Raw genomic sequence first — 25,346 nt, forward strand, 5'->3', positions numbered from 1 at the left:
CAGCGTGCGGAGTATTCATCGTGAGCGAGCGTTCCAACCCTTGGCAATTGCAAACCATCGTCGGCCAGTTACGCACCGCGCGTAACCAGTGGCGCACGCAAAACGGGCGTGTCAGTGGCGAGTTGGGCGGTCGCGAGTTGCCGTCGCGGGCTGCGATGGCCGAGATTCTGGAAGCGTTGTGCGGTGCATTGTTCCCGATGCGCCTGGGCCCGGTGGACTTGCGCGAAGAAAGCGAAGACTTCTACGTCGGTCACACGCTCGACGTAGCCCTTAACGCCTTGCTCGCGCAGGCGCGTCTGGAGTTACGCTACGCCGCGCGCCAAAGCGGCCAGCCCGATGATGGCGTCGATGCCACGGCCACCCTGCTGATTCAGGATTTCGCCCTGGCGCTGCCGGGCCTGCGCACCCTGCTCGACACCGACGTTCTGGCCGCCTACCACGGCGACCCGGCAGCCCGCAGCGTGGATGAAGTGCTGCTGTGCTATCCGGGCATTCTGGCGGTGATTCATCACCGTCTGGCGCACCATCTGTATCGCGCGGGCTTGCCGCTGCTGGCACGCATCAGCGCGGAAATCGCCCACTCGGCCACCGGCATCGACATCCACCCCGGCGCGCAGATTGGCCGCAGCTTCTTTATTGATCACGGGACAGGCGTGGTGATTGGAGAAACCGCGATCATCGGTGAGCGGGTCAGGATTTATCAGGCCGTTACCCTGGGCGCCAAGCGCTTCCCGGCGGACGAGGCCGGGCAGTTGCAAAAAGGCCACCCGCGTCACCCGATTGTCGAAGACGACGTGGTGATTTACGCCGGGGCGACGATCCTGGGCCGCATCACCATCGGTCAGGGCTCGACCATCGGCGGCAACGTCTGGTTGACCCGCAGCGTACCGGCCGGTTGCAACCTGACCCAAGCCAACCTGCAACACGACGACGGCACCCAGAAATAACAACGCCCACAAAAAACCCCGAAGGGCTCACGCCCTTCAGGGTTGTGGATAACCCACGCATTACAACTTGGCGATCGACACTTCCGTGGATTTCACGAAGGCGATGACTTCGCTGCCCACCACCAGTTCCAACTCTTTGACCGAGCGGGTGGTGATGACCGAGGTGACGATTCCGGACGCGGTTTGCACGTCGATTTCAGACAACACGTCCCCCAGTACGATTTCCTTGATGTGGCCTTTGAACTGGTTACGCACGTTGATGGCTTTGATGGTCATGGTGTCGATTCCTGTCTTGGGATAAAAAACGGCGGTTATTGCGCCCAACGCAATTGTGTGGGCAGCGGTGCAACGGGTTCCGGTTCGGGCGGCGAACCGGGTAAAGCCAGTACACGGTTGAGCACTTCGGTTTCCAGCGCCGCCAACCGATGCGAACCGCGCGCCCGAGGGCGCGGCAACGCGATGGTGAGGTCGAGCCCAACGGCGCCGTCTTCGATCAAAATCACGCGGTCGGCAATGGCCACGGCTTCGCTGACGTCGTGGGTCACCAGCAACACAGTGAAGCCATGCTGGCGCCACAAACGTTCAATCAACTGCTGCATCTCGATGCGGGTCAGGGCATCCAGCGCACCCAACGGTTCGTCCAGCAGCAACAAACGCGGCTGGTGAATCAGCGCGCGGGCCAAGGCCACACGCTGTTTTTGCCCGCCCGACAGCGCTGCCGGCCACTCGTGGGCTCGTTCGGCAAGGCCGACTTCTTCCAGCGCGTTAAGGGCCTTGGAGCGCCAGTCCCCTTTAAGCCCCAGACCGACGTTATCGATGACCTTTTTCCACGGCAGCAAACGCGCTTCCTGGAACATCAGGCGTGTGTCGTCATGGGCCTCTTGCAGCGGCGCACTGCCCGCCAGCAGTTCACCGCCGGTAGGTTGGTCGAGCCCGGCGATCAGCCGCATCAGCGTACTTTTGCCGCAGCCGCTGCGGCCCACCACGGCCACAAACTGACCGGCCGGAATGTGTAAATCGATGTCGCGCAGTACCTGACGTTCGCCAAACGCTTTTTGCAGGCCATTGATCGCCAACGGGATGCCCTGACGCAAACGCGGAGGTTGTTGAGCTGTCATGCTGCACCGCCTTTAACCACTTGGTACGCCGGGTGCCAACGCAACCAGACGCGCTCCAGCCCACGGGCCGCGCTGTCGGCCAACTTGCCGAGCACCGCGTACAAAACAATCGCCAGCACCACCACGTCAGTTTGCAAAAACTCGCGGGCATTCATCGCCAGATAGCCAATGCCGGAGCTGGCAGAGATGGTTTCAGCCACGATCAAAGTCAGCCACATAAAGCCCAGCGCAAAACGCACACCCACCAAAATCGAGGGCAAGGCGCCCGGTAAAATCACTTGCCAAAATAGGCTGAAGCCGGACAAGCCGTAACTGCGCGCCATTTCGACCAACGCCGGGTCCACGTTGCGGATGCCGTGATAGGTGTTGAGGTAAATCGGGAACAACGTGCCCAACGCGACCAAAAAGACCTTGGCCGACTCGTCGATCCCGAACCACAGAATCACCAGCGGAATCAGCGCCAGATGCGGCACGTTGCGGATCATCTGCACCGAGCTGTCGAGCAGGCGCTCGCCCCACTTCGACAGGCCCGTGACGAAACCCAATGCCAGGCCGATACTGCCGCCGATCACAAACCCAAGCCCGGCGCGCCAGCCGCTGATGGCGAGGTGTTTCCAAATCTCGCCACTGCGCACCAATTCGACCCCCGCTGCGATCACGGCACTGGGCGCTGGCAGAATCCGCGTCGACAACCAGCCCGCCGACACTGACAATTGCCACACCGCCAGCAGCAACACGGGCAAGACCCACGGAGCCAGGCTGTGACCGACATTATTGAGGCGCGAAGCCTTCACCGTACTCATGCTGGCCTCAGCTCTGCGACGCGGCTTTGGGAAGAATGTCGTTGGCCACCATCTCGCCAAACGGACTCACGTAACCGGCACTTTTAGGCAACTCGGGGCGCTCGACATCGAGGTGTGGGAACAGCAATTCCGCCACCCGATACGACTCTTCCAGGTGCGGATAACCCGAAAAAATGAACGTATCGATGCCCAGATCGGCGTATTCCTTGACCCGTGCAGCCACGGTAGGGCCATCGCCGACCAGCGCCGTGCCGGCACCGCCACGCACCAACCCCACGCCCGCCCACAGGTTGGGGCTCACTTCAAGGTTGTCACGGCTGCCGCCATGCAAGGCGGCCATGCGCTGCTGACCCACCGAGTCGAACCGCGACAGCGATGCCTGAGCGCGAGCAATGGTGTCGTCGTCCAGATGGGAAATCAGTTTGTCAGCGGCTTTCCAGGCTTCTTCGTTGGTTTCACGCACGATCACGTGCAGGCGAATCCCGAAGCGTACGCTGCGGCCATGCTGGGCGGCCTTGGCGCGCACCTGCTCGATTTTCTGCGCGACAGCCGCGGGCGGCTCGCCCCAGGTCAGCACCATCTCGACCTGTTCAGCAGCCAAGTCCTGGGCCGCTTCCGAGGAACCACCGAAGTACAGCGGCGGACGCGGCTGCTGAATCGGTGGATAGAGCAGCTTGGCGCCTTTGACGCTGATGTGCTGACCGTCGTAATCCACCGTTTCGCCTTCCAGCACACGGCGCCAGATGCGGGTGAATTCGACCGACGCCTGATAACGCTCCTCATGGCTGAGGAACAGGCCGTCACCGGCCAATTCTTCCGGGTCGCCACCGGTCACCAGATTGAACAGCGCACGCCCACCGGACAAACGATCCAGGGTCGCGGCCTGACGAGCCGCCACGGTCGGGGACACAATGCCGGGGCGCAGCGCCACGAGGAATTTCAAGCGCTGGGTCACCGGGATCAGCGAAGCGGCCACCAGCCATGAGTCTTCGCAGGAACGGCCGGTGGGAATCAACACACCACCGAAACCCAGACGGTCTGCCGCTTGTGCCACTTGTTGCAAGTACCCGTAGTCAACAGCACGGGCGCCTTCGGAGGTGCCAAGGTAATGGCCATCACCGTGGGTAGGCAGGAACCAGAAAATATTGAGGCTCATGGAGTGGTCTCCTAAATGGGTACGGCAAACGTTAGAGGGCGTTGGCCACAGCGGCCGGGGGCGTCCAGATCACGTCTTTGACCACCAGCGGCTTGGGAATCAGCTTGAGCTGGTGAAACGTGTCCGCAATTTTTTGCTGCGCATTGACCACTTCCGGGGTCAGAAACTGCGCGCCATAGCCTTGGCGCTTGACGGCCGTCAGCGTGATTTCAGGCGACAACCCCAACAGCGGCGCTACTTGTTGAGTCACCTCTTCAGGGTTGGCCTTGGCCCAGTCCCCGATGTTGCGCACCTCATTCACCAACACTTCGATCACCTTGGGGTGCTGTTCGGCGTAGGGCTTGGTGGCCAGATAGAACTGATGGTTGTCCGCAATACCGCTGGCATCGCGCAACGTGCGGGCTTGCAACTGTTGCTCGGCCGCTGCCTGGTACGGGTCCCAGATTACCCAGGCATCGACACTGCCGCGCTCGAACGCGGCACGCGCATCCGCCGGGGGCAGAAAGACCGTCTGGATGTCGGTGTAATGAAGGCCTGCGTCTTCCAGTGCCCGTACCAACAGGTAGTGGACGTTAGAGCCTTTGTTGAGCACGACTTTTTTGCCCTTGAGGTCTTTCACCGAGGTGATTGGTGAATCCTTGGGCACCAGAATCGCTTCACTGGTGGGGGCCGGGGGCTCGTAGGCGACATACAGCAGATCGGCGCCCGCGGCCTGGGCAAACACGGGTGGCGTTTCGCCCGTCACGCCAAAGTCGATCGACCCGACGTTCAAGCCTTCCAGCAATTGCGGGCCGCCGGGGAATTCAGTCCATTGAACGTCAACGCCTTGTTCGGCCAGACGCTTTTCCAGCGTGCCTTTGGCCTTGAGCAGCATCAGCGTGCCGTATTTCTGATAGCCAATGCGCAGGGCATCCGCTTGAGCTTCCAACACAACGCCGAAGGACACAGCCGCAGCAAACAGTGCGACCAGACCTCGACGCAAAATGACAGGGCGCATGGCGCTCTCCTTTTGTTTTTCGAGATTCAGATAGCACCTGCCGAGCCGTTAGCGGATCAGTAAGGTGGGACTACATAAGAGGGTGTTTCAAATGCTCCAGCGAGCCGTCACCAGGCGCTCGTTGAGGATGTTCGGGTCCAGCGGTTTAGGGCGACGCGCCAGCGCGGAGTAAAACTGCTCCAGCGACTCGTTCAGCCGTTGTTCCAGCACGGGTGCCAACTGCGGCTGGGCGCTGCCTTCGCCGTAAGCAATCTGGCTGTCATCGGCAAAAATGCCGTGCAGCATTTCCTGTGCCTTGAGCGCCGACAGCACGGGCTTGAGCGCGTAATCCACGGCCAGCATGTGAGCGATGCTGCCCCCCGTGGCAATCGGCAATACCACTTTGTGGCTCAGCGCCCGCTCAGGCAGCAAATCGAGCACAGTTTTCAAGGCACCGCTGAAAGACGCCTTGTACACCGGCGTCGCGATGACCAGCCCGTCGGCGTTTTCGATCTGTTGCAACAAGTCGATGATCTTGGGGCTATCGAATCGCGCATGCAGCAAATCTTCAGCCGGAAAATCACGCACCTGATAGCTCACCACTTTGACGCCTTGCTGGTTGAGCCAGTGTTTGGCGCGATCCAGCAACACCCCGGAACGGGATCGTTGGCTTGGGCTTCCTCCGAGTGTCACGACCAGCATCTAGAGAATTCCTTGCATGAATGTGTGCAAATCGCCGTCAGCGTTTTCGCTTGGGTAGGCAGACCATAACAGGCGATTTTTATATCCATAAATCATATTTATTCATTTGTTTATTCTTTTTAAGCATATATCTGGGCGCCTTTACCGATCCTCACAGGGGATATACCTGCCACCAAGAGAATCGCCTACGCGCCAGCTGGACAATGACTGTATGTACCACCTATGCGCGTCGCACCTGGCTTAGCGTCCATCACTGGAATGGCCTCCCGTCTTCACCCCCCACGAGGGCCATTAACAGCATGGAGTGACGCATATGAGTAACACCGACTCGACTGTTTTTTATTCAGAAACCGCCCTCAAAAGCCTGTATGAAATAAGTTTGGATAAGGCAGTTGAAGACGTTGAAATAACGAGCGATGAGCGTGACATGTACAAGAGAGTGGCCGTGACGCTCGGATCGGAACGCAGCCAAGGACCTGCTCCTGTGTTCGTAAGCAACATCATGATCAATGGCACCGGACACGACCCCGCCCAGTTAAGAGGCATGTTTGTCGTGTCGTCAGCCCACACTGATAACACCGCTTACTTATTATTTACGGTCGCCCACGGGGTGAGTCGATACGACTCCTGGAGCACGCTCAATTTCTACCTCGTTAACAGCCTTCTCGATCAGGCTTCGGACTTATTGCCCTGTATCCCCTTGCCGCTACGCCATTTAGGGGGGGGCCAATTTTCAGGATCATTTAGCAGACGTCTGATCGCAGACGATGTCTTCGCAACGACCAGCGTTTATTACGAATTCGGCATTCAAGCCGACAGTGAATATTTATTGAAGGCGCTTGCTGAGGTCCCTTCACTTCGATCGGTGGCTCGTACTCAGCTTCAAACTGGCCTGACACAACAATACGAATACTCTAAAAAAAAGCACTCTTTATGCGGCCCTGACCACGGCGGGCCACAGGTGCAGGAGACAAGCCCTGAAGTTGATTATGTGCTGGCACATTACTGCAAACATTCAGGACGCGAGCAATGGGGCATAGAACTCTCATCCCCTGCGGCCTGCAGTGGTGATGCGCTGATACGAGCCAGTCAGGATAAAGCCGACATGATCCGCTGGCTGATGGAAATCAAAAAAAACCTGGCCAATGATTTATTCAATGCCATTGAGGCGCACTGGCAACATGGAAAACCTGACCGCGCTGACCTTGGCAGTTACATAGAACACGCCCTGCGAGACCGCTTCATCAATGAGCTGCTACAGGCCAGGCACCTCGGGTATGTAACGCAGGCAGAGCTTGTCAGGCTATACCGTTACGCGAATGGTCACAGCGACGATACGTTGGTACTGACCTCTGTGCTTATTGAAACGCCTCAAGACTATTTACTTGAAGTCGTAGGTTGGTACTGCATTCACCTTGGCGATCAAAATACCAAAGTGTGTGCCATGACTGATGCCGGCTTGCAATGGTTTGACAATACCTCTGAGCTCCTGGAGTACCTTGAAGAGCGGCTGACGCTCAGAGCACTTAAACACACGGCTGAAGAAGGCCCAGGCACCTTGCCTGACCCCGTGTCCCGGTACATGTTTCATAGAGACCGGGATCGATTAAATAACCTCACAACACTTAAAGTGCTTTTCATCACACAAACAAGTGGCCTGTATCAAAGACTCCCACAGACCTTACTCAGCAAGATGCATTCTGACACCACCTATCTAAGCCATTGGTACAGCACTCACTTTTTACCCCCGCTGGGGTTTACGCTCTCAGACGCCGCCAGCCATGTACATGCATTACTAGATGACGCGTTGGATATCCGCGCACTCATTAACCCAGCCCTCACCAAACTTAATACGACTCAACGCTGGAGCAGCCAACCCTCAATTGCAGACACCGGCATCGACGCAGGCGAATATTTTTTAACCCGGGAAATGAAATCAGGCGACATCATCAAACACACGCTGACCACGCTAAGCGAAGGCATTGATGCATTTGTAGACACGCTGCCCACTCTGGAATCAGCGGCCTACCACCAGTTGTTTCATGCATGGAGAAAAAAAGAAGGCAGTGAGCTTGACCTGCACAGGATCACGGTTGAAACCCAAGCAACTGCAGACCGGCCTGCCACGTCACGCTCAATCATTGATACATTGCTGGAACATGTGACCCGCTATCATCAACTCCCTACTGACTATCGTGATGTGTCATTTACCGAGCGCATGGATGATACCGCCGCCTCATTCAAGATACCGGAGATCAAAAGTAAAAAACTGTATGACCTTGTGCTGATAGAAGGAAAACACTTTTACTTAAATACGCTCGCTTATTGTAAAAACAGCTTAACTAACAATAAGAATCCTCAAACGCACCAAAACAGAAAGACAATGGCTAAGTTTAAAGCCGACTTATTATGGGGAGAAGGCTATCACTACTTCCGTTACAGCACGCAGTTATCGGTGCATGATGCAGGCTGCATCTCAGCACTCAGCGCACATCGCCAGCGCGACCAGCGCCAAACGTATTATTACTTTGCACCTGATGTGTACAGCGTCTCTGTGTATTCACCCGCTCAGGAAATAAGCGCCCTGTTAGCGGATTGTTTTGTCATCACCGAACACGGTGGCCTTCAATCAGAATGCGCTGGCCACGCCATTTTATGGACCCCAAGCCGAAGATTCGAAGCCTTTCAAAACCTCGCGGCATGTCAGCAAGCACTGCGTGCTCGTTTGGCGCACCGGATAGACCATCTTGAATTAACCAACTGCATGCACAGCCTCAACCGGGCGTCTGTCAGTGCTCAACGGGAAAGACTGCTTATCGAGGAACGTCCGTTATTTGAATTTGAGTTGCTGACGGGCGATTACCTTGAAGACCTCGCCACACAATCACTTGATCAACACACCACGGATATTCAACAGACGCTGGCAAACGCCATGGAGTCCAACTATTCCAGTGAAACGTTCAAGAGTGCTATGCAGGCCTACCTTGAGCGCATTCGCGCAGGCTTTAATATCCCGGGGTTTTTATTGGAAGTAGAAACGGCCATTTTCCAAAGGAAGCTGCCCGCTGTTTTAAAAGATGCGACAACCCAGGAACACTATGAATACGCGCTGATTCTGGAGCGTTACCAGGCGGTTTATCAGGGCGAGCAGGATTATTTATACGGTGTGCCGGACTTAACCGGTTTTGCCCGTAAGGCGCTCAATGAAACCCTGAGCAAAGACTTCCCTCAGCAGGCACTCGACTCGACGCATATCCGCGTGAAAACCCTGGGCCCCTCGTGGATTGTCAAAGTGACGACCCCCGCCAGCGAAACGCCTGTTCAAACGTTTAACCTCACGGACTATGTGTTGACCGGACTGGCCGCGCCTCCCGGGAAAATCGAACTCAGCGCACCTGATGCCACCCCATTGCCCCCTGGGTTGAATGAGCCTTACATCAAAGAGAAATTGCTAGCGCTGGACATACACATTGCCTATCAAACACTGCTCAAAGACGCGTTAGCCCCTGATCAGCCCGAGTATCAGAAGCGCTTCAAGCTGTTCAGCCAACAGTTACCTGCACAAACGCTCGAAAGTGCATTCATGGGCAAACTTTCAGGCGTATTGAGCGAGGCAGCGTACCGCTATGTAGAGCATGTTCTGAGCTTTCCCGACGCCCTGGCGCGACCTCCTTGTCAGGACACCCCGCTTATCATCCGCCCCCTGCAACTATGCGCCTCAGACTCAGCGACACCTGACCCTGTCAAAGGGATGTATTTAATCGGCCCCACAGACATAACCCAGGGACCGCTCATTGTATGGACCACGTACAGTCAGTCCATGATGTTCAAAGAATTCCAAAACGAAGCCGGTTTAATCGCAGCGCTCACAACCCATGAATCGCTTCAGGCAGAAGTGTTAAAGCGAGTGCCTCAATATGAACGCAGCAAGTATGAGAATGGGGGCTTCAGTAATCCTCACGTCACCTTCATCACACGTTTTATTCCCAGTCTCGATCTGATTGCGCAAGGGCCGGTCAGTCTTTCAAACGCCCCGATTCTGGAAAATTATCTGCCTCGGCTCTACCGTGAAAATCTGGATTTCCTGTTGGCAATGGCCGCAACACCCACTGGCATTGTCGAGACGTCCGATGCGGAGTGGTTCAATCAACTCATTTCGTTGGGAATGTCTACCGTACTGCCGTCTTACGTACCGGCCAGATTGAGCATTCCTGTCATGATTTTGCAAACGTTCGGGCTGGTGAGGGAAGCCATTAAAGCAGGCGAGCAGGGGTATTGGGGTCAGGCCATCAGTGAATTCGTTATTGCGTTCATGTTGGTTGCATCTGAGGTCTACACGCGCTCCAGGAAACCAACGGGTACGCCCTGGGTTTCACCTTTTGTCCCGCCTCTTGTCAGCGGCCCCGAAGACAGAATAACCGCTGCATTAAGCATTGCCCGTTACAGCAGTGAACAGATCTCATTGTTGGACCCCTACATTGACCACACCGTCTCATTGAAGGATTTAAGCCTTGACCGGACGACCGGGGTTTATCAAAACACAACGTCGAACAATCACTATATTGTCATGAGGGGTAAGGTGTACCCGGTCAACTTAATTGCCCAGCGCTGGCGAATCAAGATTGACGCGCAGCGCGAAGGCCCCGCGCTAAAACTCAACTCGTTACAACGCTGGGAATTGGACCTGCGAGAACCCCTATTGGGTGGCGGACCGGTATTCTCGCGAGTACATGAACCCATTGGTGACAGCAGCTTTCCTATTGAAATTGTCGGCATGCCGCTGATGTTTGCCTTGCGCCCTGATAAAGCCGCCGCGATTGTGTTAGCCCACGAAACAGCGGTCAGTTATTTAACTGAAGCGTCCAAAGTATTAAAACAAATCGACAGAGACAACCGTCAATACGCACCGTTGGCCCAATGGTTAAAAAATCACCTGGGCATAAATAATTTGCGCCATGCCCACATTGATAAACTCGCCTCTGCAGTGTCCGCCATTCTTGGCCGCCTATTGAAACGGTCCATGAACCCTCTTACTTCATTGCGGTATGTCTCGGGGAAGCAATCGTCTCGCGAGAGCCTGCGCGTCGCCTTTGTTCATCGGCAGGACGAGGTGAAATACATCTATTTAGATGACAACTTCTTTCAACCGGTTATCTCCCCCTACGGGCCCGACCCTTTAACGGGCATTAAAAAAACCATCCCGCCTTTTAACATTGATAATCACTGGCGCGCGGTCACGCTTATCCATGAAGTGTCACATCAAGTCGTTAACACAGAAGACATCGCTTACTTAAACTCTAGTTTCCCCTACCCTGAACTGTTTGAATCACGCACTGCCAATGAGCGTGCCATCTTTAATATCATCTACGACCTGCACAATAAAACGCTGTCTAATTCGACACCGCGCAATGAGTTGTTCAGTCAAATCACAGATTCGGGGACAAACAGCATTCTCAAACAAACCGGTAAGGCGACGCTGGACCAAGCCAGGGATGAGTTCATCACTAACCCGACCCAAAGGGTGAATATTATCCTCTCGAATGCGGACTCATTAGCAATGATCATCGCCCGGTTGGGCGGAAAGATAGATCAATATGTGCCCGTTAATCCTTGAGCCGCTGGTTGTCACGGGTCTTGCCCCCTCAGTGACCCAGAAAGAACAACGCGCGATGTTTGTAGGTCTGTATCGAATATTAAAAACTGTTTCATTGGACGCGCCAAAGCACCGGGTCCACTCTGGGCTCAGGTTTAGGCAAGGGGAGCGGCAGGGAGCTGCGACTATTCATGTGTTGCGAATTGATCGCTTTGGTCTTCGGTAAACACCCTGCCCGGCATTGCGCCGGGCAGGATTTTTCTTACCTTTGCGCTACGCCCGAATTACAGCAACGGGATCGAGTAGCTGACGATCAAACGGTTTTCGTCCTGATCGCGCTGGTTGGCAATGTCGTTACGCCACATGGCGTTTTTCCACATCAAGCCGAGATTTTTCAACGGCCCTTCCTGCACGACGTAAGCCACTGTGATGTCACGTTCCCACTCGCTGGCACCATTGCTGGTTTGGCCACTTTTGCCGTAGGTATCAATGTTATCGCCACGCAGGTAAACAGCGCCTGCAGTCAGGCCAGGCACACCCAGCTTGGCAAAGTCGTACGAGTAGCGTGCTTGCCAGGTGCGCTCGCCAGCACGGGCGAACTTGGAAATTTGCATGTCAGTGGTCAGGTAAGCCGAAGAGCCATCACCCTGGTTCAGCCAAGGGAAGTCGCTGCTGCCGTTGCTCACCTGATAGCCGCCACCGAAGGTGTGACCTTCAACGGTGTACAGGAACAGGCCGCTGTACAGGTTGTTGGAAACCTTGCCTTTACCGTTCTTCGACACGCTGTTGGCGTAGTCACCGTTACTGAAGTAAGCAGGGTCGTACGCATTTTTACCGTCATCACGGCTGTTGAAGTAGCGCAGGTCAGTTTTCAACACGCCCGGGCCGATCGACCAGTTGTGTACCAGACCGAGGAAGTTCTGTTTGTAGAACTTGTCCAGGTTGCCGTAGTAGTACTGCAGCAACAGGTCTTTGGTGACTTTGTAATCGCCGCCAGCGTAGATGAACTTATTGCTGTTGGCAGTGCGAGCGCTTGCACCACCAATCGACATCTGTTCGTTGTTGCTGGAGTTACGGCCTTTAACGTGCTCGATCTGACCACCGATCAGGGTCAGGTCCTTGAACTCGTTGGAGGTGATCTGGCCACCTTCAAAGGTCTGAGGCAACAGACGACCATCGTTATAGGAGATGACCGGCAGTTTCGGCATCAAGGTGCCGTAACGCAGTTCGGTCTGGGAAATTTTGGCTTTGGCGGTCAGGCCCAGGCTGGAAAATTCATTCACAGCATCGCCATTGGACTTGCTTGGGAAAACGGTGCCGCCGTATGAACCTACGCCGTTTGTACCGCCACCCGAATCCAGACGCACACCCAGCAGCCCGATGGCATCAATACCGAAACCGACGGTACCTTGGGTGAAGCCCGAGGTGTAGTCCAGCTGGAAGCCTTGGCCCCACTCTTCTTGTTTATTCTGAGCGCCAGCGGCCTTGGTGCCTGAGTCGCGGTTATCCGTATTGATGTAGAAGTTACGCAGTTTCAGCGTTGCCTTGCTGTCTTCGATGAAGCCGGCAGCGTTCGCTTGTTGTGCCAACAAACCTACGGCCACAGCCACGGCCAAGGTGGACTTGTTCATTGTCTTGCTCCTTTGCTTTTCTAATTTTTGTAGTTCTTTAGCCCGAGATCTGACGCCTCGGTGCTACAGATGCGCGATTAGCGCCAGACAGTGACTGACAAGTCAATCGTAACTTTTCGTGTCTACGACCTTTGTCTAGTCTTCTGCGATTTGTGCGTAGGGTAATGGCTTTCTGTTAAACCCAAAAAGAATTATTTCTGAAATTCTCAGATCAAACAGCTATATAAGCGACTTTTCCTACGCACAGGTGAAGGGATGCTATCGGCCTTTGGTCTAATTTCTAAATAGATATTTATGAAATTTTTAAGTCGGTTTTCATCTAAGGCGACGAGCGGGTCAGTGCCCCGTGTAAAAACCGGATCAGTTTTATTGGACGCCCTGAAGGCGGCAGGAAGAACTTCATAAGCTAATGCTTAAAAGTTATTTATTTAGCCATTCTTAGATCATTTAACCTCGCTTTCTGCCGATATCCGGCCGCCTGTCGAGGAGCTTCATCGTGAAACTGTATTCTCCCCTACGCCTTCTGGCTGCTTTGTCCCTGGCAACTGCAAGCTTCTTCGCACAGGCTGCCACGGATGTCACTGTTGCCTACCAAACCACCGTAGACCCTGCAAAAGTTGCTCAGGCAGACGGCGCCTACGAGAAAGCCACCGACGCCAATATCAAGTGGCGCAAATTTGATAACGGCGCAGACATCATTGCCGCTATCGCTTCGGGCGATGTGCAAATCGGCTACCTGGGCTCAAGCCCGTTGACCGCTGCGATCACCCGTAACGTCCCGGTCGAGACCTTTTTGATTGCCACCCAGATTGGGGGTGCCGAAGCGTTGGTAGCGCGCGACGGCTCAGGCATTAATAGCCCGCAGGATTTGGTCGGTAAGAAAGTTGCCGTGCCGTTTGTATCGACAGGCCACTACAGCCTGCTGGCCGCGTTGAAGCATTGGAATATCGACCCGTCGAAGGTGACGATTCTGAACCTCGCGCCGCCCGCCATTATTGCCGCCTGGAAGCGGGGTGACATCGACGCAACCTACGTGTGGGACCCGGCTCTGGGCACCACCAAGGAAAACGGCAAGGTGCTGATCACCTCGGGTGAGTTGAGCCAATTCGGTGCACCGACGTTTGATGCGTGGATCGTGCGCAAAGACTTCGCCGCCAAACACCCTGAGGTCGTCAAAGCCTTCGCCAAAGTGACACTGGATGCTTATGCCGACTATCACAAAGACCCAAAAGCCTGGCTGGCCAATCAGAGCAATATCGACAAGCTGGTGAAGCTGTCAGGCGCCAAGGCGGCTGATATCCCGTTGCTGCTGCAAGGCAATGTGTACCCGCTAGCCACCGATCAGGCGGTCTTGCTCGGGGCGCCAACCACCAAAGCATTGGCTGACACGGCGGCCTTCCTTAAAGAGCAAGGCAAGGTGGACGCCGTGCTGCCTGATTACGCACCGGCGGTGAACGCCAGCTACATCGCTCAATAACTCACGCTTTTTCAGGAGTCGCCCGACATGGCCTTGTTATCACTGGAGCGCATCAGCGCACAGTACCCGGGGGCTGCCGAGCCGGTACTGTCGGATATTTCCGTCAACCTTGGCCCGCAGCAACTGCTGGTCGCACTCGGCCCGTCGGGCAGCGGCAAAACATCGTTGCTGAACCTGATTGCAGGCTTTGTCGAACCCAGCGGTGGACGCATCACCCTGGATGGCGCGCCCGTGCATGGCCCAAGTGCCGAGCGCGGAGTGGTGTTTCAGGATGACGTGTTGCTGCCGTGGCAAGACGTGCTGGCCAACGTGGCGTTCGGTCTTGAACTGGCAGGCATGGCCCGTGATAAACGCGAAAGCCGCGCCCGCGAAATGCTCGACCTGGTGGATTTGTCTGGCTTTGAAAAACGCCGGGTGTGGGAGCTATCGGGCGGTCAGAAACAGCGCGTGGGGCTTGCCCGCGCCTTGGCGGCCGACCCTCGCCTGCTGCTGATGGACGAGCCGTTTGGCGCCCTCGACGCCTTCACCCGCGAGCAAATGCAGGAGCTGTTACTGCAAGTGTGCCGACGCACCGCCAAACCGGTGTTTCTGATTACCCACGACATCGAAGAAGCCGTGTTTCTGGCCACCGACCTGATCCTGCTGGCGCCCAATCCAGGCCGCATTGTCGAGCGCCTGACACTGGACTTCGGTCAGCGTTATACCGCTGGCGAGTCCGCCCGCGCCATCAAGTCAGATCCCCGTTTCATTGAAACCCGCGAACACGTGCTTGAGCGGGTGTTTTCACAACGCGGCGCCGCCCAGCGGCAGGAGCGCGCATGAGCAGCTATGAATTGGTGAACGACGCCTCCCCGACCGCCGTGGCTCAAGCGCAGCGCCCGGTCAAACGTCAATTGAGCACGCGCTGGATCAGCGTATTGACACTTCTCACGCTAATCGCTGCCTGGTGGGCCGTGACGGCTGCGGGTTTGATTGAGCCGCTGTTTTTGCCACCGCCGTCTGCGGTGTTGGAAAAAGGCGGGTTGCTGGTCACTTCGGGATACATGGATTCCACCTTATGGCAGCACTTGGGTGCGAGCTTGAGTCGCATTGGGTTGGGCCTGGGTTTTGCCATTCTCACTGCAATTCCGGTGGGCATTGCAATTGGTCATAACCGCATTGCGCGGGGGATTTTCGACCCGCTTATCGAGTTCTATCGTCCGATCCCTCCTTTGGCTTACTTGCCGCTGATCGTGATCTGGTGCGGCATCGGTGAGCTGTCGAAAGTGTTGCTGATTTACCTCGCGATTTTCGCGCCGATTGCCATTGCCACCGCCACCGGCGTGCGCAATGTTGACCCGGCCAAAGTGCGTGCCGCGCAGTCACTGGGCGCTACCCGTTGGCAACTGATTCGGCATGTGATCTTGCCCAGCGCCCTGCCCGACATTCTGACCGGCGTGCGCATTGGCCTGGGCGTCGGCTGGTCCACATTGGTGGCTGCCGAGTTAATCGCCGCCACCAGCGGTCTTGGTTTCATGGTGCAGTCGGCCGCGCAATTTCTGGTCACTGACGTGGTGGTGCTAGGAATTCTGGTAATTGCCATCATCGCCTTTGCCATGGAGATGGGCCTGCGCGCCCTGCAACGCAAGCTGGTGCCGTGGCACGGCCAGGCTCACTAACTGTTTCGAACTAACACGACGCTGATCAATCGGCGCGCTGATGAAGAGAATGACCATGAGCCTGACCCTTACCCCGATTAGCACTGCCCTTGGCGCGCAGATTGAAGGCGTTGACCTGACTCAGCCGCTGAGCGTCGAACAACGCGAAGCCATTGAGCAGGCGCTGCTCAAGCATCAAGTGATCTTCTTCAAAAATCAGTCGATCAACCCGCAGCAACAAGCGCGATTCGCGGCCAATTTCGGCGATCTGCATATACATCCGATTTACCCGAATATCCCCGAGCAGCCTGAAGTGCTGGTGCTGGACACCGCCGTGACGGACGTGCGCGACAATGCCGTCTGGCACACCGACGTCACTTTCTTGCCCACGCCTGCGATGGGCGCGGTGTTGAGCGCCAAGCAATTGCCCGCTTTTGGTGGCGACACCTTGTGGGCCAGTGGAATTGCAGCGTTTGAGGGGTTGTCCGCACCCTTGCAGCAGCTGCTGGACGGGCTGACGGCGACCCACGATTTCACCAAGTCGTTCCCGCTGGAGCGCTTTGGCTCGACCCCGGAAGACTTTGCACGCTGGGACCAGACGCGCAAAAACAACCCGCCCCTGTCGCACCCGGTTGTTCGCACACACCCAGTGAGCGGCCGTAAGTCGCTGTTCGTCAACGAGGGCTTTACCACACGCATCAATGAGCTTTCTGAAGCTGAAAGCGATGCCATCCTCACGCTGTTGTTTGCCCATGCCACTCGCCCTGAGTACACCATTCGCTGGCGCTGGCAGGAAAACGACGTCGCCTTTTGGGACAACCGTGTGACCCAGCACTACGCCGTGGATGACTACCGTCCGAATCGCCGCGTGATGCACCGCGCCACCATTCTGGGCGATGCACCGTTTTGAAGTGATGGACGCAGACACATCGCGTCACCGCGGTTTGTCTGGCGCTAGTGACGCCTGCTGCCATGGGGGTCGGTCATGAAGGGCCGTGTTTTCCGGGTTGACTCGGGAATGCTGACTTCCTGCAGCACAAAGTGGGACGCGAACGGGGCATAGGCTTTCACCACCGCTTGGGAGAAACCGGCCGATTTAATGGTGAACGTTGATTCGAGCGGATACACCCGTTCGGCCTCATTGACCGGTGACAGCAACTCCATGGCGCTGGTGCCTTTCACGGTGAACATGACCGGTTTCAACGTCACTTTGCGCGTGTCGTACGTACCGAATGCAAATCGCTTGGCCACGCTCATCATGTCGCTGACGGACATAAATTGCTCGGTCCGCAGGATGTCCTTGTTTTGGGCATGCGCTTCTAGCGCTCTTAACCCCAATTCACTCACCTGTTGCCCCCTGTACGTGGTGGTTTCCGTGGTGCCGGGGTTGCGCAGAATATGTTGATTGAACAGTGTGACCGCACTTTTGCGCCCGATACTTAACGCGTCACTCATTCCGGAGACATCAGGGTCAAAAGTGGTGGCATCGGATCGTTCCATGGCTGAATACATTGTGGGAATGTCCTCCCACAGCCTGGGACCAGGGTTGTCGGGATGCATTGCAGGGTTGGTCAAATAGCGTGCCATTTCATTGAAGTAATTGGCAGACGCGATATACACCTCACCCAAACCTGCAAGGATATTGGCCGGCCTGGTCGCACCCAAGCTCACCGACTGGTTGTATAGATCCATTTCATCGAAGTTAAATCCTTGGGTTCGCAATGCTCCGATGATGTCCGCGTGAGGCCCTTGGGTAGAGCTGTACCGGTACGCAAACGTATCAAGCTCTTTGAGGTAAATGGCTGGAAAGTTCTCGCGCAGATAACGATCAAGCGCCTGCACCCGCGCTGGCCGGGTGTCGGCTGACACACCATTCAAACCATAAAGATCGATCCGGGAAACCGGGTTATTGGACACCATCGCGTAGCGGTTCAACCCGTCCAGGGTACCGGCAGGATCGGGACTGATCCAGCGTTGCAACCACGGTGCGTAATAACGCATCCCGTAGTAATACAACCCGCTGGCATCCATCTCCTTGCCTGAATAACGAATGGTTTTGTAGCGGGCTTGCAGCGATGTCCTGGCCGCCCACCAGGCAGTGGCGCCATAGGGGTAGTAACTTTCCTGAGTAATGAGCTGCGCTCGCCCATCAAGCTCCAGCGAACTGCTGCCTACAAGGTCAACCAGGCTGAAACGTATTTGAGTTTCAGGGGCAGTGCGTGCGCGCCCCTGATCCCATTGCAACACCCTGATACTGCTCAAGCCCGCACTCACGCACACCACGTTCAATTGTTCACCGGTCGCACTGTCATGCCGGATCTCAAGGCCCGGCAAATACCGAACCATCCGGGTGTGCGTCATTGTGCTTGCCTGTGAGGTATGCACTTTTTGCACACGCTGCCCCGAGGCGTCGTAACGGTAGACTTCGTCATCGTTTTGGCCGTCAGAACGCTGCACAAACGTCACTTTGCGCAGTTGATTGGCGACACTCCATTGCAAGGCCTGCCCTGCAGACAACGCCTGCTGATTGCCATTCATATCGAACGCCCTTCCCAGCCCCGGTGTCGGGGGCGTCACGCCCGGGTCCTCTTGCAGCACGCCATGGTTACTGGCATCGGCCACTGCCATTCGCTGCCTGTACCCGCCCCCCGTATTCACGCTGTGGCGCAACTGAAGCAAGTTGCCCGCTTCATCGTAGGCGTACACCTGTCTGTAGTTGCGCCAAACAGTGTCGTCCTTCATACCGAACAGCATGCACGGCGGCAAAAACCGGGTAGCGTCGTTGTTCGCATTCTCACGGCCGGTGGCGTAAATCAGCTGATAAAGCGTGTCGTAACCATAGGTGCTGACGGGGTCCACTTGAGCGTTGAACGACCACTGCACCGGTTGGGCGCCGTCACTGATTTTTGTCACGTTACCGACACGGTCATATTCGTAGGCCAAGTCTTGCAAGGGATCCGTTGTCTCAGCTTCACGGTAGGCCAGTAATCGCTCCAGCCGGCCATCGGGCGCCGCATATTGAGCCAGGGTGCTGACGTTATTAGCGGCGCGTTCGGATTCCAGTTGAGCACTGGCGTTATACACGCGCTGACTCATCAGCACTTGCCGGCGCTCGCCCTTGAGGGTCAAGGCGTTTTCAAGCAACAGCCCGTCGATGCCGTACGCCAAGTGCTGAGTATGCCCTTTGGCATCGGTTTGGCCGATTACCGAGGCAAACGCATCGTATTGCCAGGCCGTCACAAAGCGCGGCGTTTCCAACAGCGCGTCACGCTCACTGACTGCCTGCGGCCAGTCCACCGGTTCCAATGACTGGCAAAACTGACGCGCTTCCTTCAAAAGCTGACCCTTCAGCGAATACTGCTCATAACGCAAGGTGCCGGACGGGTCATCGTGACGTATCAAGCGGCCGGATCGGTTGGCAGCCTGATCTTCAGGGGTCGTGCCACCGTACGTCAGGACTTCCACACAACGTTCCCGGGGTTCACCGGCCTCCCGTTCATGCCGGGATGTCAGCCTGAGCCATTGATCGAACACGTGACGTTGCTGGCTGCCTCGCGAGGCCCGGCTTTGCAAGACCTGCCCCGCCGATCCGCGCAACCACCAGCGACTGCCCGCGTCAACGCTGTAGCTGTGCAATGGCTGCCCGCTGAGGCTGTAGAGGGTGTTTTGATTAGAGCCGGTAACGGTCGCGTGCTGACGCTGCGTGTGCAAACGCGGGTCCCATTGCGCCAGCAGCAAACCCGTGGCACTCCACATCTGACTGCTGATACGGGGCACGGCCTGAGCGCGGGGTAAGGTTCGGTGATACGCCACCTGACGCACAGTCAGGGCGCGGGGGTCGTAAGCCGTGAGGCTCGGGGTGTGATGATGCAAAGACGAAGGCATGAGCATGACCGCAAAAAGACAAGGTCATGCCAGCCTGAAGGCCCGGTAAGGCCGTCAGGTGGTCATTATTTATAGCGCCGGGATGCGCGTATCAGACTTGCTTCATCACCTGCGCCAGCAGCTCATAGGAATGAATACGGTCGGCGTGCTCATACAAATCGCAGGTGAAAATCAGCTCGTCGGCCCCCGTCTGCTCAACCAGTACCTGAAGCTTGGCGCGGATTTTTTCCGGGCTACCGACCATTGCCAGACCCAGGAAACTCATCACCGCCTCTTTTTCGTGAGGCAGCCACACGCCGTCCATGCTCTTGACCGGCGCACGCTGTACCAGACTTTGCCCACGCATCAACGCCAGAATGCGCTGGTAAACCGATGTGGCCAGGTACTCGGCCTGTTCATCGGTATCGGCTGCCACCAAGGGGACGCCCAGCATCACATACGGGGTGTCGAGCACTGCCGAGGGTTTGAAATGATTGCGGTAAACACGAATGGCTTCGTGCATCAACCGGGGTGCGAAATGGGAGGCGAACGCGTAAGGCAGTCCGCGCTCACCCGCCAGTTGTGCACTGAACAAACTGGAGCCCAGCAGCCACACGGGCACGTTCGTACCCGTACCCGGCATCGCAATCACCCGCTGATCCGGTGTACGTGGCCCCAGATACCGCATCAGCTCCGCCACATCTTCAGGAAAATCATCGGCGCTGCCGGAGCGTTCCCGGCGTAACGCCCGGGCGGTCATTTGATCAGAGCCCGGCGCGCGGCCGAGGCCCAGATCAATCCGCCCCGGGTACAGGCTTTCAAGGGTGCCGAACTGCTCGGCGATCACCAGCGGCGCATGGTTTGGCAGCATCACGCCGCCCGAGCCCACGCGAATGGTCGACGTGCCGCCCGCCAGATACCCGATCAACACCGATGTCGCGGAGCTGGCAATGCCATCCATGTTGTGATGCTCAGCCACCCAAAAACGGTTGTAGCCAAACTTTTCTACGTGCTGCGCCAAGTCCAGCGAATTGTGCAGCGACTGAGCAGCAGTGCCGCCTTCGCGCACAGGCACCAAATCGAGGGTCGAGAACTTGATATCGGACAGGGATGTCATCAGCCGGCTACTCCTAGTGGGACGCAGGCTCAGACGCTCGCCAAAACCTGCCAGTGCTCTTTGCAATATGGGCATATACCCGAGTTTCAATAGCAGACTATGAAATGAGCTACTAAAAAAGACGATTGGTCTGACAGGATGAACTTTAGTGCGCCGACTACCCTCACAACTTCACACCAGGCGTGAAACCTTCACGCCGTTCTTCAGGAGGCACGCATGAGTATTAAAAAGACAGCATCGGCTCATTGGGCAGGCGATCTTAAAACCGGCATCGGCTCCATCTCCACTGAAACCGGCGTACTGCGTGAAGCACCTTACGGCTTCAAGGCACGCTTTGAAGGCGGCAAAGGCACCAACCCCGAAGAGTTGATCGGTGCGGCCCACGCGGGTTGCTTCTCGATGGCCCTGTCGATGATTCTCGGTGATGCAGGGCTCAAGGCCGACAGCATCGATACCACCGCAGAAGTCACGCTGGACAAACAAGACGACGGTTTTGCGATCACCGCCGTGCACCTGGTGCTCAAGGCTAAAGTGCCGGGCGCCACCCAGGAGCAATTCGATGAATTGACCACCAAGGCCAAAGAAGGCTGCCCGGTCTCGAAGGTTCTCAATGCCAACATCACCCTCGACGCCACGTTGTTGAGCTGACCAGACGCGGCACGGTATCTCTGCCCGCTCACTGTTGAGCAGGCAGAGGCGACCTCAACAATGCCCGTCTATGTGCCCTGGATCAGTCCCGAGTGACGCCCGATGTGATCGAATCATCTCCGCGTGCGTCAATGCATGACTTTGCGCATTGCAATCAAGGGAGTCTCACCATGAAACGTTTCGCTCTAGCTGTTATCTGCTGCGCCATGGCCACCACCGCGTTGGCCGCACCCAAGCCGTGTGATGAACTCAAGGCTGAAATTGAGGCCAAGATTCAGGCTAATAACGTGTCGTCCTACACCCTGGAAATCGTGACCAACGACGAAGTTCAAGACCAAAACATGGTGGTGGGCACCTGCGAAAACGGTACGAAAAAGATCATCTACCAGAAGAACGACAACTGATCGCTACGGAATACAGTTGACCAGCCGCTCCTCGGCCAACACCTTGCCCTCGGCGTTATAGAGCCGGGCATAGGCGTTAAACCCCAGGGAGCGTGCCTGCAACCGGTAGCGCTGCCCCGGCTGGAAATCGGTGTAATTGAGCGTCAGGTAACACAACCGTTCCTGCGGGTTACTGAACTGACTCATGCCCCCGATAAAGACCTCGTAATCGAAGCGCACCATGAGTTCGTGGCTGCCCGGGGACACCTGAAAATAGCGGCCATCGGCCACGCGCTGATTGTCCAGTCGCTCCGCCATCACCAGCTTGCCCGTTTGGGTTTCAAGATCAACCCACGCCAGAGCCCGATTGTGCTCAGGTAAAGGCGTGCTGGCACACGCACTCAGCACACACGTGAGTGCTAGCCCTAAAAACGTCCGCATGCTTATTCCTCCACTCGTCTTAAGTGCCAGCATAGCGCCGTTGCTGTCAGCTGTGGCGCGCCGCCCCTTTCAACAGCTAGGCTTGCCGCACTCTTTGACTGGACTGACCAATGACGCCAAGCGCTCGATGTTTGCTGCTACTTGCTGCAATGACCCTGCTCAACGGCTGTTCAAGCGTGAACTATTACTCACAACTGGCCAGCGGCCAGTTGCACCTGTTGAAAGCCCGCGAGCCAGTGGAGCACGTCATTGCAGACCCCCAGCGTCCGGCTGCCCTGCGCAAGCAACTGCGCAACGCCCAGGCAGCACGCACGTTCGCCAGCAAGCAGTTGCTTTTGCCCGACAACGCAAGCTATCGCCTGTACGCTGACCTCAAACGGCCGTACGTGGTATGGAATGTGTTTGCTACGCCAGAATTTTCACTCAAACCCATCACCCATTGTTTCCCGATTGCCGGGTGCGTTGCCTACCGCGGTTACTACTCTGTGGGGGGCGCGCGGGGTGAGGCTGCCCTGCAGCGCCAGCAAGGACGAGACGTGTTTGTCAGTGGTGTTGAAGCCTATTCAACCTTGGGCTGGTTCGACGACCCGATCCTCAACACCATGCTGACCTGGGGTGACGAACGGCTCGCCAGCGTGATTTTTCATGAATTGGCTCACCAGCGTGTGTATGTAAAGGACGACACGGAATTCAACGAATCCTTCGCCAACTTCGTTGAACAGGAAGGCACGCGTCAGTGGCGCGCTTTCCAAGGTTTACCGGCCCCGGATCCGCGCGCGTTGCTGCAACGCGATCAATTTATCGGCCTGATTCTGCAAACGCGCCAAGGGTTAGAAACGCTGTATGCGCAATCGTTACCGGCCGAACGCATGCGCCAGCGCAAGGCCGCGACGTTTGAACAGATGCGCGTGCAATACCGTCAAATGCGCGATCAGCAATGGGCAGGGAACACACGTTTTGATCCGTGGATCAACAGCCCCATGAACAACGCCAAACTGCTGCCATTCGGGCTATACGATCAATGGGTGCCAGCGTTCGCGGCGCTGTTCAAGCAAAGCGGCAATGACTGGCAAACGTTTTATGCCGCTGTGGAAACCCTCGCTACGCTACCTCTGCCCGAACGCAAGGCCGCCTTGCGCCAGCAGCTCGCAGACGGTTAAGCCTTACCCGGTTTCAACCAGTTCATGACCACACAGGAGGCAAACGCGCTGGTGCTGCACGCGCCACTGCTCAAGGCAGCACGCAGCGCAGGGATGTCAGCCTTCATCATGTACTTGGCGCCATCCTTGTAATGCGCATTTTCGCCAAACCCGCCCTGGGTCATTTCTTTCAGGGCGTCTTCTTTGCTCCAGTCCTGCACCACCACGCGATACATGGCGGACATCAGCCCGGTACGGTCGGCGCCATGCTTGCAATGCATCAACACCGGCCCCTTTGCCTGTGCTGTCTGAATGGCGCGCAACGCAGCCAGCACGTCCTGGTCGTCTACATGATTGGTGCGATACGGCAACTGCACCTGAGTGACACCGGGGGTTTTCAGCCACGTGCTATCGGACTCGGGCAGGAAGTTGATCACCGTCGCAATCTGCAATTTTTCCAGCAGCGGCTGCGCATTGCTGTCCGGCAAAGCGCTGCGATAGAGCGTGGGCGACATTTGATACAGGTTGTACTGCGTGGCGACAGGCTGGGCCCATTGCACAGAACGGGATACAGGACTTTCTTCCGCCCGCGCCTGTGGCAAAGCGGCCAGCGTCAGGAATGCCAGGCACAGCGCGGGAAACATCCGGGAGTTCGCCATATCAGTTCAACCGTTTTTATAAGGATCAGAGAAAGTGCGGCGAGGGTGGATGAACCTGAATCAAAACTCTGTGAGGCGCTTGTCAAAAAATCGTGATGCCAGGAAAGGGCCGGCATTATTTAGGCCGGGGTGCGGCAAAATTACGCATGAATCGATTCACCCAGGCGATTGGCCTGTTAGTATTTGTAACCAATGTTTGCCTGCGCGTTGTTTTTTCCCGGTCGAGCTCGACCCGCGCCGCCTGCCAAAACGAAAAGCTGCCCATGAGCAGCTGTAATCCGTGAATGCCTGATGAGGTGCCTGATGTCTGAACAAGACAACCCGCGGCGTGAGTTTCTGCGCAAAACCCTGACCCTGATTCCTGTGGTGACTGTCGCCAGTACCGGCCTCGGCGGCTCGGTGCTGATGGCATCGGCCAGCGTCGATGCCAAAGCCGTGGCCAACGAAGGGCAATCGCCCGCGCCTGCTGCTGGCAATGCGTATGAACCTACCTACTTCACCGCTGAAGAATGGGCATTTGTGAATGCCGCCGTAGCGCGCCTGATTCCAGCAGACGAACAAGGCCCCGGCGCGTTGGAAGCAGGTGTTCCGGAATACATCGACCGCCAGATGAACACGCCTTACGCCAGCGGCGCGCTGTGGTTCATGCAAGGCCCGTTCAATGCTGACGCACCGGCCGAAATGGGTTGGCAGAGCAAATTGGTCCCCAAGCAGATTTATCGCCTGGGCATTGCCGCTACGGATGAGCACTGCAAAAAGCACTACGGCTCAGTATTTGCTGGGCTAGACAGCGCTACCCGAGATGACGTGCTCAAGCAACTGGAGGCAGGGTCGCCCCAATTCGAAAGCGTGCCGGCAAAAATATTCTTCAGTTTTCTGCTGCAAAACACCAAGGAAGGGTTCTTCTGCGACCCGATTCACGGTGGCAACAAAGGCATGGTCGGCTGGACGCTGATTGGCTTCCCCGGCGCCCGCGCCGACTTCATGGACTGGGTAGAACGCAATGAGCAGTACCCCTTCCCGGCTGTATCCATCCGCGGCGAGAGGGCCTGAAC

The 25,346-nt window shown here is 56.6% G+C and carries 21 protein-coding genes; 10 read left to right on the forward strand and 11 right to left on the reverse strand.

All coding sequences use genetic code 11. From position 1 onward, the window contains the following. The first annotated feature begins 20 nt into the window (after positions 1–20). The gene (epsC, locus tag CJF39_RS00890; protein ID WP_094991728.1) at positions 21–947 is read left to right on the forward strand and encodes a serine O-acetyltransferase EpsC; all 927 of its coding nucleotides are present in this window, start codon (positions 21–23) and stop codon (positions 945–947) included. 60 nt (positions 948–1,007) lie between these two features. Here epsC and CJF39_RS00895 read toward each other — a convergent pair whose 3' ends face one another. From CJF39_RS00895 to ssuE, 6 genes are all read right to left on the reverse strand, one after another. Next, positions 1,008–1,223 carry a TOBE domain-containing protein gene (locus CJF39_RS00895; protein WP_003444581.1) on the reverse strand — a complete coding sequence of 72 codons (216 nt, stop codon included), beginning with the start codon at positions 1,221–1,223 and terminating at the stop codon, positions 1,008–1,010. 35 nt (positions 1,224–1,258) lie between these two features. Continuing rightward, a complete protein-coding gene (gene ssuB, locus CJF39_RS00900; protein WP_094991729.1) occupies positions 1,259–2,065 on the reverse strand; it encodes an aliphatic sulfonates ABC transporter ATP-binding protein in 807 nt (268 codons plus the stop codon). After that, positions 2,062–2,868, reverse strand: coding sequence for an aliphatic sulfonate ABC transporter permease SsuC (gene ssuC / locus CJF39_RS00905; protein ID WP_094991730.1), 807 nt, complete (start codon positions 2,866–2,868; stop codon positions 2,062–2,064). The genes ssuB and ssuC overlap by 4 nt, the downstream gene beginning before the upstream one ends. A gap of 7 nt (positions 2,869–2,875) precedes the next feature. Then, on the reverse strand, positions 2,876–4,024 hold the full coding sequence (ssuD, locus tag CJF39_RS00910; RefSeq protein ID WP_094991731.1) for an FMNH2-dependent alkanesulfonate monooxygenase: 1,149 nt from the start codon (positions 4,022–4,024) through the stop codon (positions 2,876–2,878). Positions 4,025–4,055: 31 nt separating this feature from the next. Continuing rightward, the gene (locus CJF39_RS00915) at positions 4,056–5,021 is read right to left on the reverse strand and encodes a sulfonate ABC transporter substrate-binding protein (RefSeq protein ID WP_094991732.1); all 966 of its coding nucleotides are present in this window, start codon (positions 5,019–5,021) and stop codon (positions 4,056–4,058) included. Between the two features lie 87 nt (positions 5,022–5,108). Further along, on the reverse strand, positions 5,109–5,702 hold the full coding sequence (gene ssuE / locus CJF39_RS00920) for an NADPH-dependent FMN reductase (RefSeq protein ID WP_094991733.1): 594 nt from the start codon (positions 5,700–5,702) through the stop codon (positions 5,109–5,111). 313 nt (positions 5,703–6,015) lie between these two features. On the opposite strand from ssuE, the gene CJF39_RS00925 reads away from it, so the two are divergent. Next, positions 6,016–11,316, forward strand: a complete 5,301-nt coding sequence (locus CJF39_RS00925) for a dermonecrotic toxin domain-containing protein (RefSeq protein WP_094991734.1) — start codon at positions 6,016–6,018, stop codon at positions 11,314–11,316. 263 nt (positions 11,317–11,579) lie between these two features. Here CJF39_RS00925 and CJF39_RS00930 read toward each other — a convergent pair whose 3' ends face one another. Beyond that, positions 11,580–12,926 (reverse strand): OprD family porin, encoded by a 1,347-nt coding sequence (locus tag CJF39_RS00930; protein WP_094991735.1) that lies wholly within the window; start codon positions 12,924–12,926, stop codon positions 11,580–11,582. A 496-nt stretch (positions 12,927–13,422) separates the two neighbouring features. Between CJF39_RS00930 and tauA the strand changes: the two genes are divergently transcribed. Genes tauA through tauD form a run of 4 tightly spaced genes read left to right on the forward strand, consistent with a single transcriptional unit; the run spans position 13,423 to position 16,950 of the window. Beyond that, positions 13,423–14,403 carry a taurine ABC transporter substrate-binding protein gene (tauA, locus tag CJF39_RS00935; RefSeq protein WP_094991736.1) on the forward strand — a complete coding sequence of 327 codons (981 nt, stop codon included), beginning with the start codon at positions 13,423–13,425 and terminating at the stop codon, positions 14,401–14,403. Positions 14,404–14,430: 27 nt separating this feature from the next. Then, the gene (gene tauB / locus CJF39_RS00940) at positions 14,431–15,225 is read left to right on the forward strand and encodes a taurine ABC transporter ATP-binding subunit (RefSeq protein ID WP_094991737.1); all 795 of its coding nucleotides are present in this window, start codon (positions 14,431–14,433) and stop codon (positions 15,223–15,225) included. After that, complete coding sequence (gene tauC / locus CJF39_RS00945; protein WP_094991738.1) at positions 15,222–16,061, forward strand: taurine ABC transporter permease TauC; 840 nt, start codon at positions 15,222–15,224, stop codon at positions 16,059–16,061. Before tauB ends, tauC begins: the two co-directional genes overlap by 4 nt. 55 nt (positions 16,062–16,116) lie before the next feature. After that, positions 16,117–16,950, forward strand: coding sequence for a taurine dioxygenase (gene tauD, locus CJF39_RS00950; RefSeq protein ID WP_094991739.1), 834 nt, complete (start codon positions 16,117–16,119; stop codon positions 16,948–16,950). A gap of 44 nt (positions 16,951–16,994) precedes the next feature. On the opposite strand, the gene CJF39_RS00955 is transcribed toward tauD, so the two are convergent. After that, positions 16,995–19,925, reverse strand: a complete 2,931-nt coding sequence (locus CJF39_RS00955) for an RHS repeat-associated core domain-containing protein (protein ID WP_170942630.1) — start codon at positions 19,923–19,925, stop codon at positions 16,995–16,997. Between the two features lie 91 nt (positions 19,926–20,016). Further along, positions 20,017–21,021 carry an LLM class flavin-dependent oxidoreductase gene (locus CJF39_RS00960; protein WP_094991741.1) on the reverse strand — a complete coding sequence of 335 codons (1,005 nt, stop codon included), beginning with the start codon at positions 21,019–21,021 and terminating at the stop codon, positions 20,017–20,019. 216 nt (positions 21,022–21,237) lie between these two features. Here CJF39_RS00960 and CJF39_RS00965 point away from each other — a divergent pair, with 216 nt between their 5' ends. Next, on the forward strand, positions 21,238–21,669 hold the full coding sequence (locus CJF39_RS00965) for an OsmC family protein (protein ID WP_094991742.1): 432 nt from the start codon (positions 21,238–21,240) through the stop codon (positions 21,667–21,669). 170 nt (positions 21,670–21,839) lie between these two features. Further along, positions 21,840–22,073: a DUF1161 domain-containing protein gene (locus CJF39_RS00970; protein WP_094991743.1), complete on the forward strand. Its 234-nt coding sequence runs from the start codon at positions 21,840–21,842 to the stop codon at positions 22,071–22,073. Positions 22,074–22,076: 3 nt separating this feature from the next. Here CJF39_RS00970 and CJF39_RS00975 read toward each other — a convergent pair whose 3' ends face one another. Further along, on the reverse strand, positions 22,077–22,493 hold the full coding sequence (locus tag CJF39_RS00975) for a hypothetical protein (RefSeq protein ID WP_094991744.1): 417 nt from the start codon (positions 22,491–22,493) through the stop codon (positions 22,077–22,079). Between the two features lie 110 nt (positions 22,494–22,603). Between CJF39_RS00975 and CJF39_RS00980 the strand changes: the two genes are divergently transcribed. Then, a complete protein-coding gene (locus CJF39_RS00980; RefSeq protein WP_094991745.1) occupies positions 22,604–23,653 on the forward strand; it encodes an aminopeptidase in 1,050 nt (349 codons plus the stop codon). Here CJF39_RS00980 and CJF39_RS00985 read toward each other — a convergent pair. After that, positions 23,650–24,291: a dual specificity protein phosphatase family protein gene (locus CJF39_RS00985; RefSeq protein ID WP_094991746.1), complete on the reverse strand. Its 642-nt coding sequence runs from the start codon at positions 24,289–24,291 to the stop codon at positions 23,650–23,652. The two genes, CJF39_RS00980 and CJF39_RS00985, sit on opposite strands and share 4 nt — an antisense overlap. 303 nt (positions 24,292–24,594) lie before the next feature. Between CJF39_RS00985 and CJF39_RS00990 the strand changes: the two genes are divergently transcribed. Beyond that, the gene (locus tag CJF39_RS00990) at positions 24,595–25,344 is read left to right on the forward strand and encodes a gluconate 2-dehydrogenase subunit 3 family protein (protein WP_094991747.1); all 750 of its coding nucleotides are present in this window, start codon (positions 24,595–24,597) and stop codon (positions 25,342–25,344) included. Positions 25,345–25,346: the final 2 nt, after the last annotated feature.

This window comes from Pseudomonas lundensis (assembly GCF_002269125.1).
Classification (GTDB): Bacteria; Pseudomonadota; Gammaproteobacteria; order Pseudomonadales; family Pseudomonadaceae; genus Aquipseudomonas; species Aquipseudomonas lundensis_A.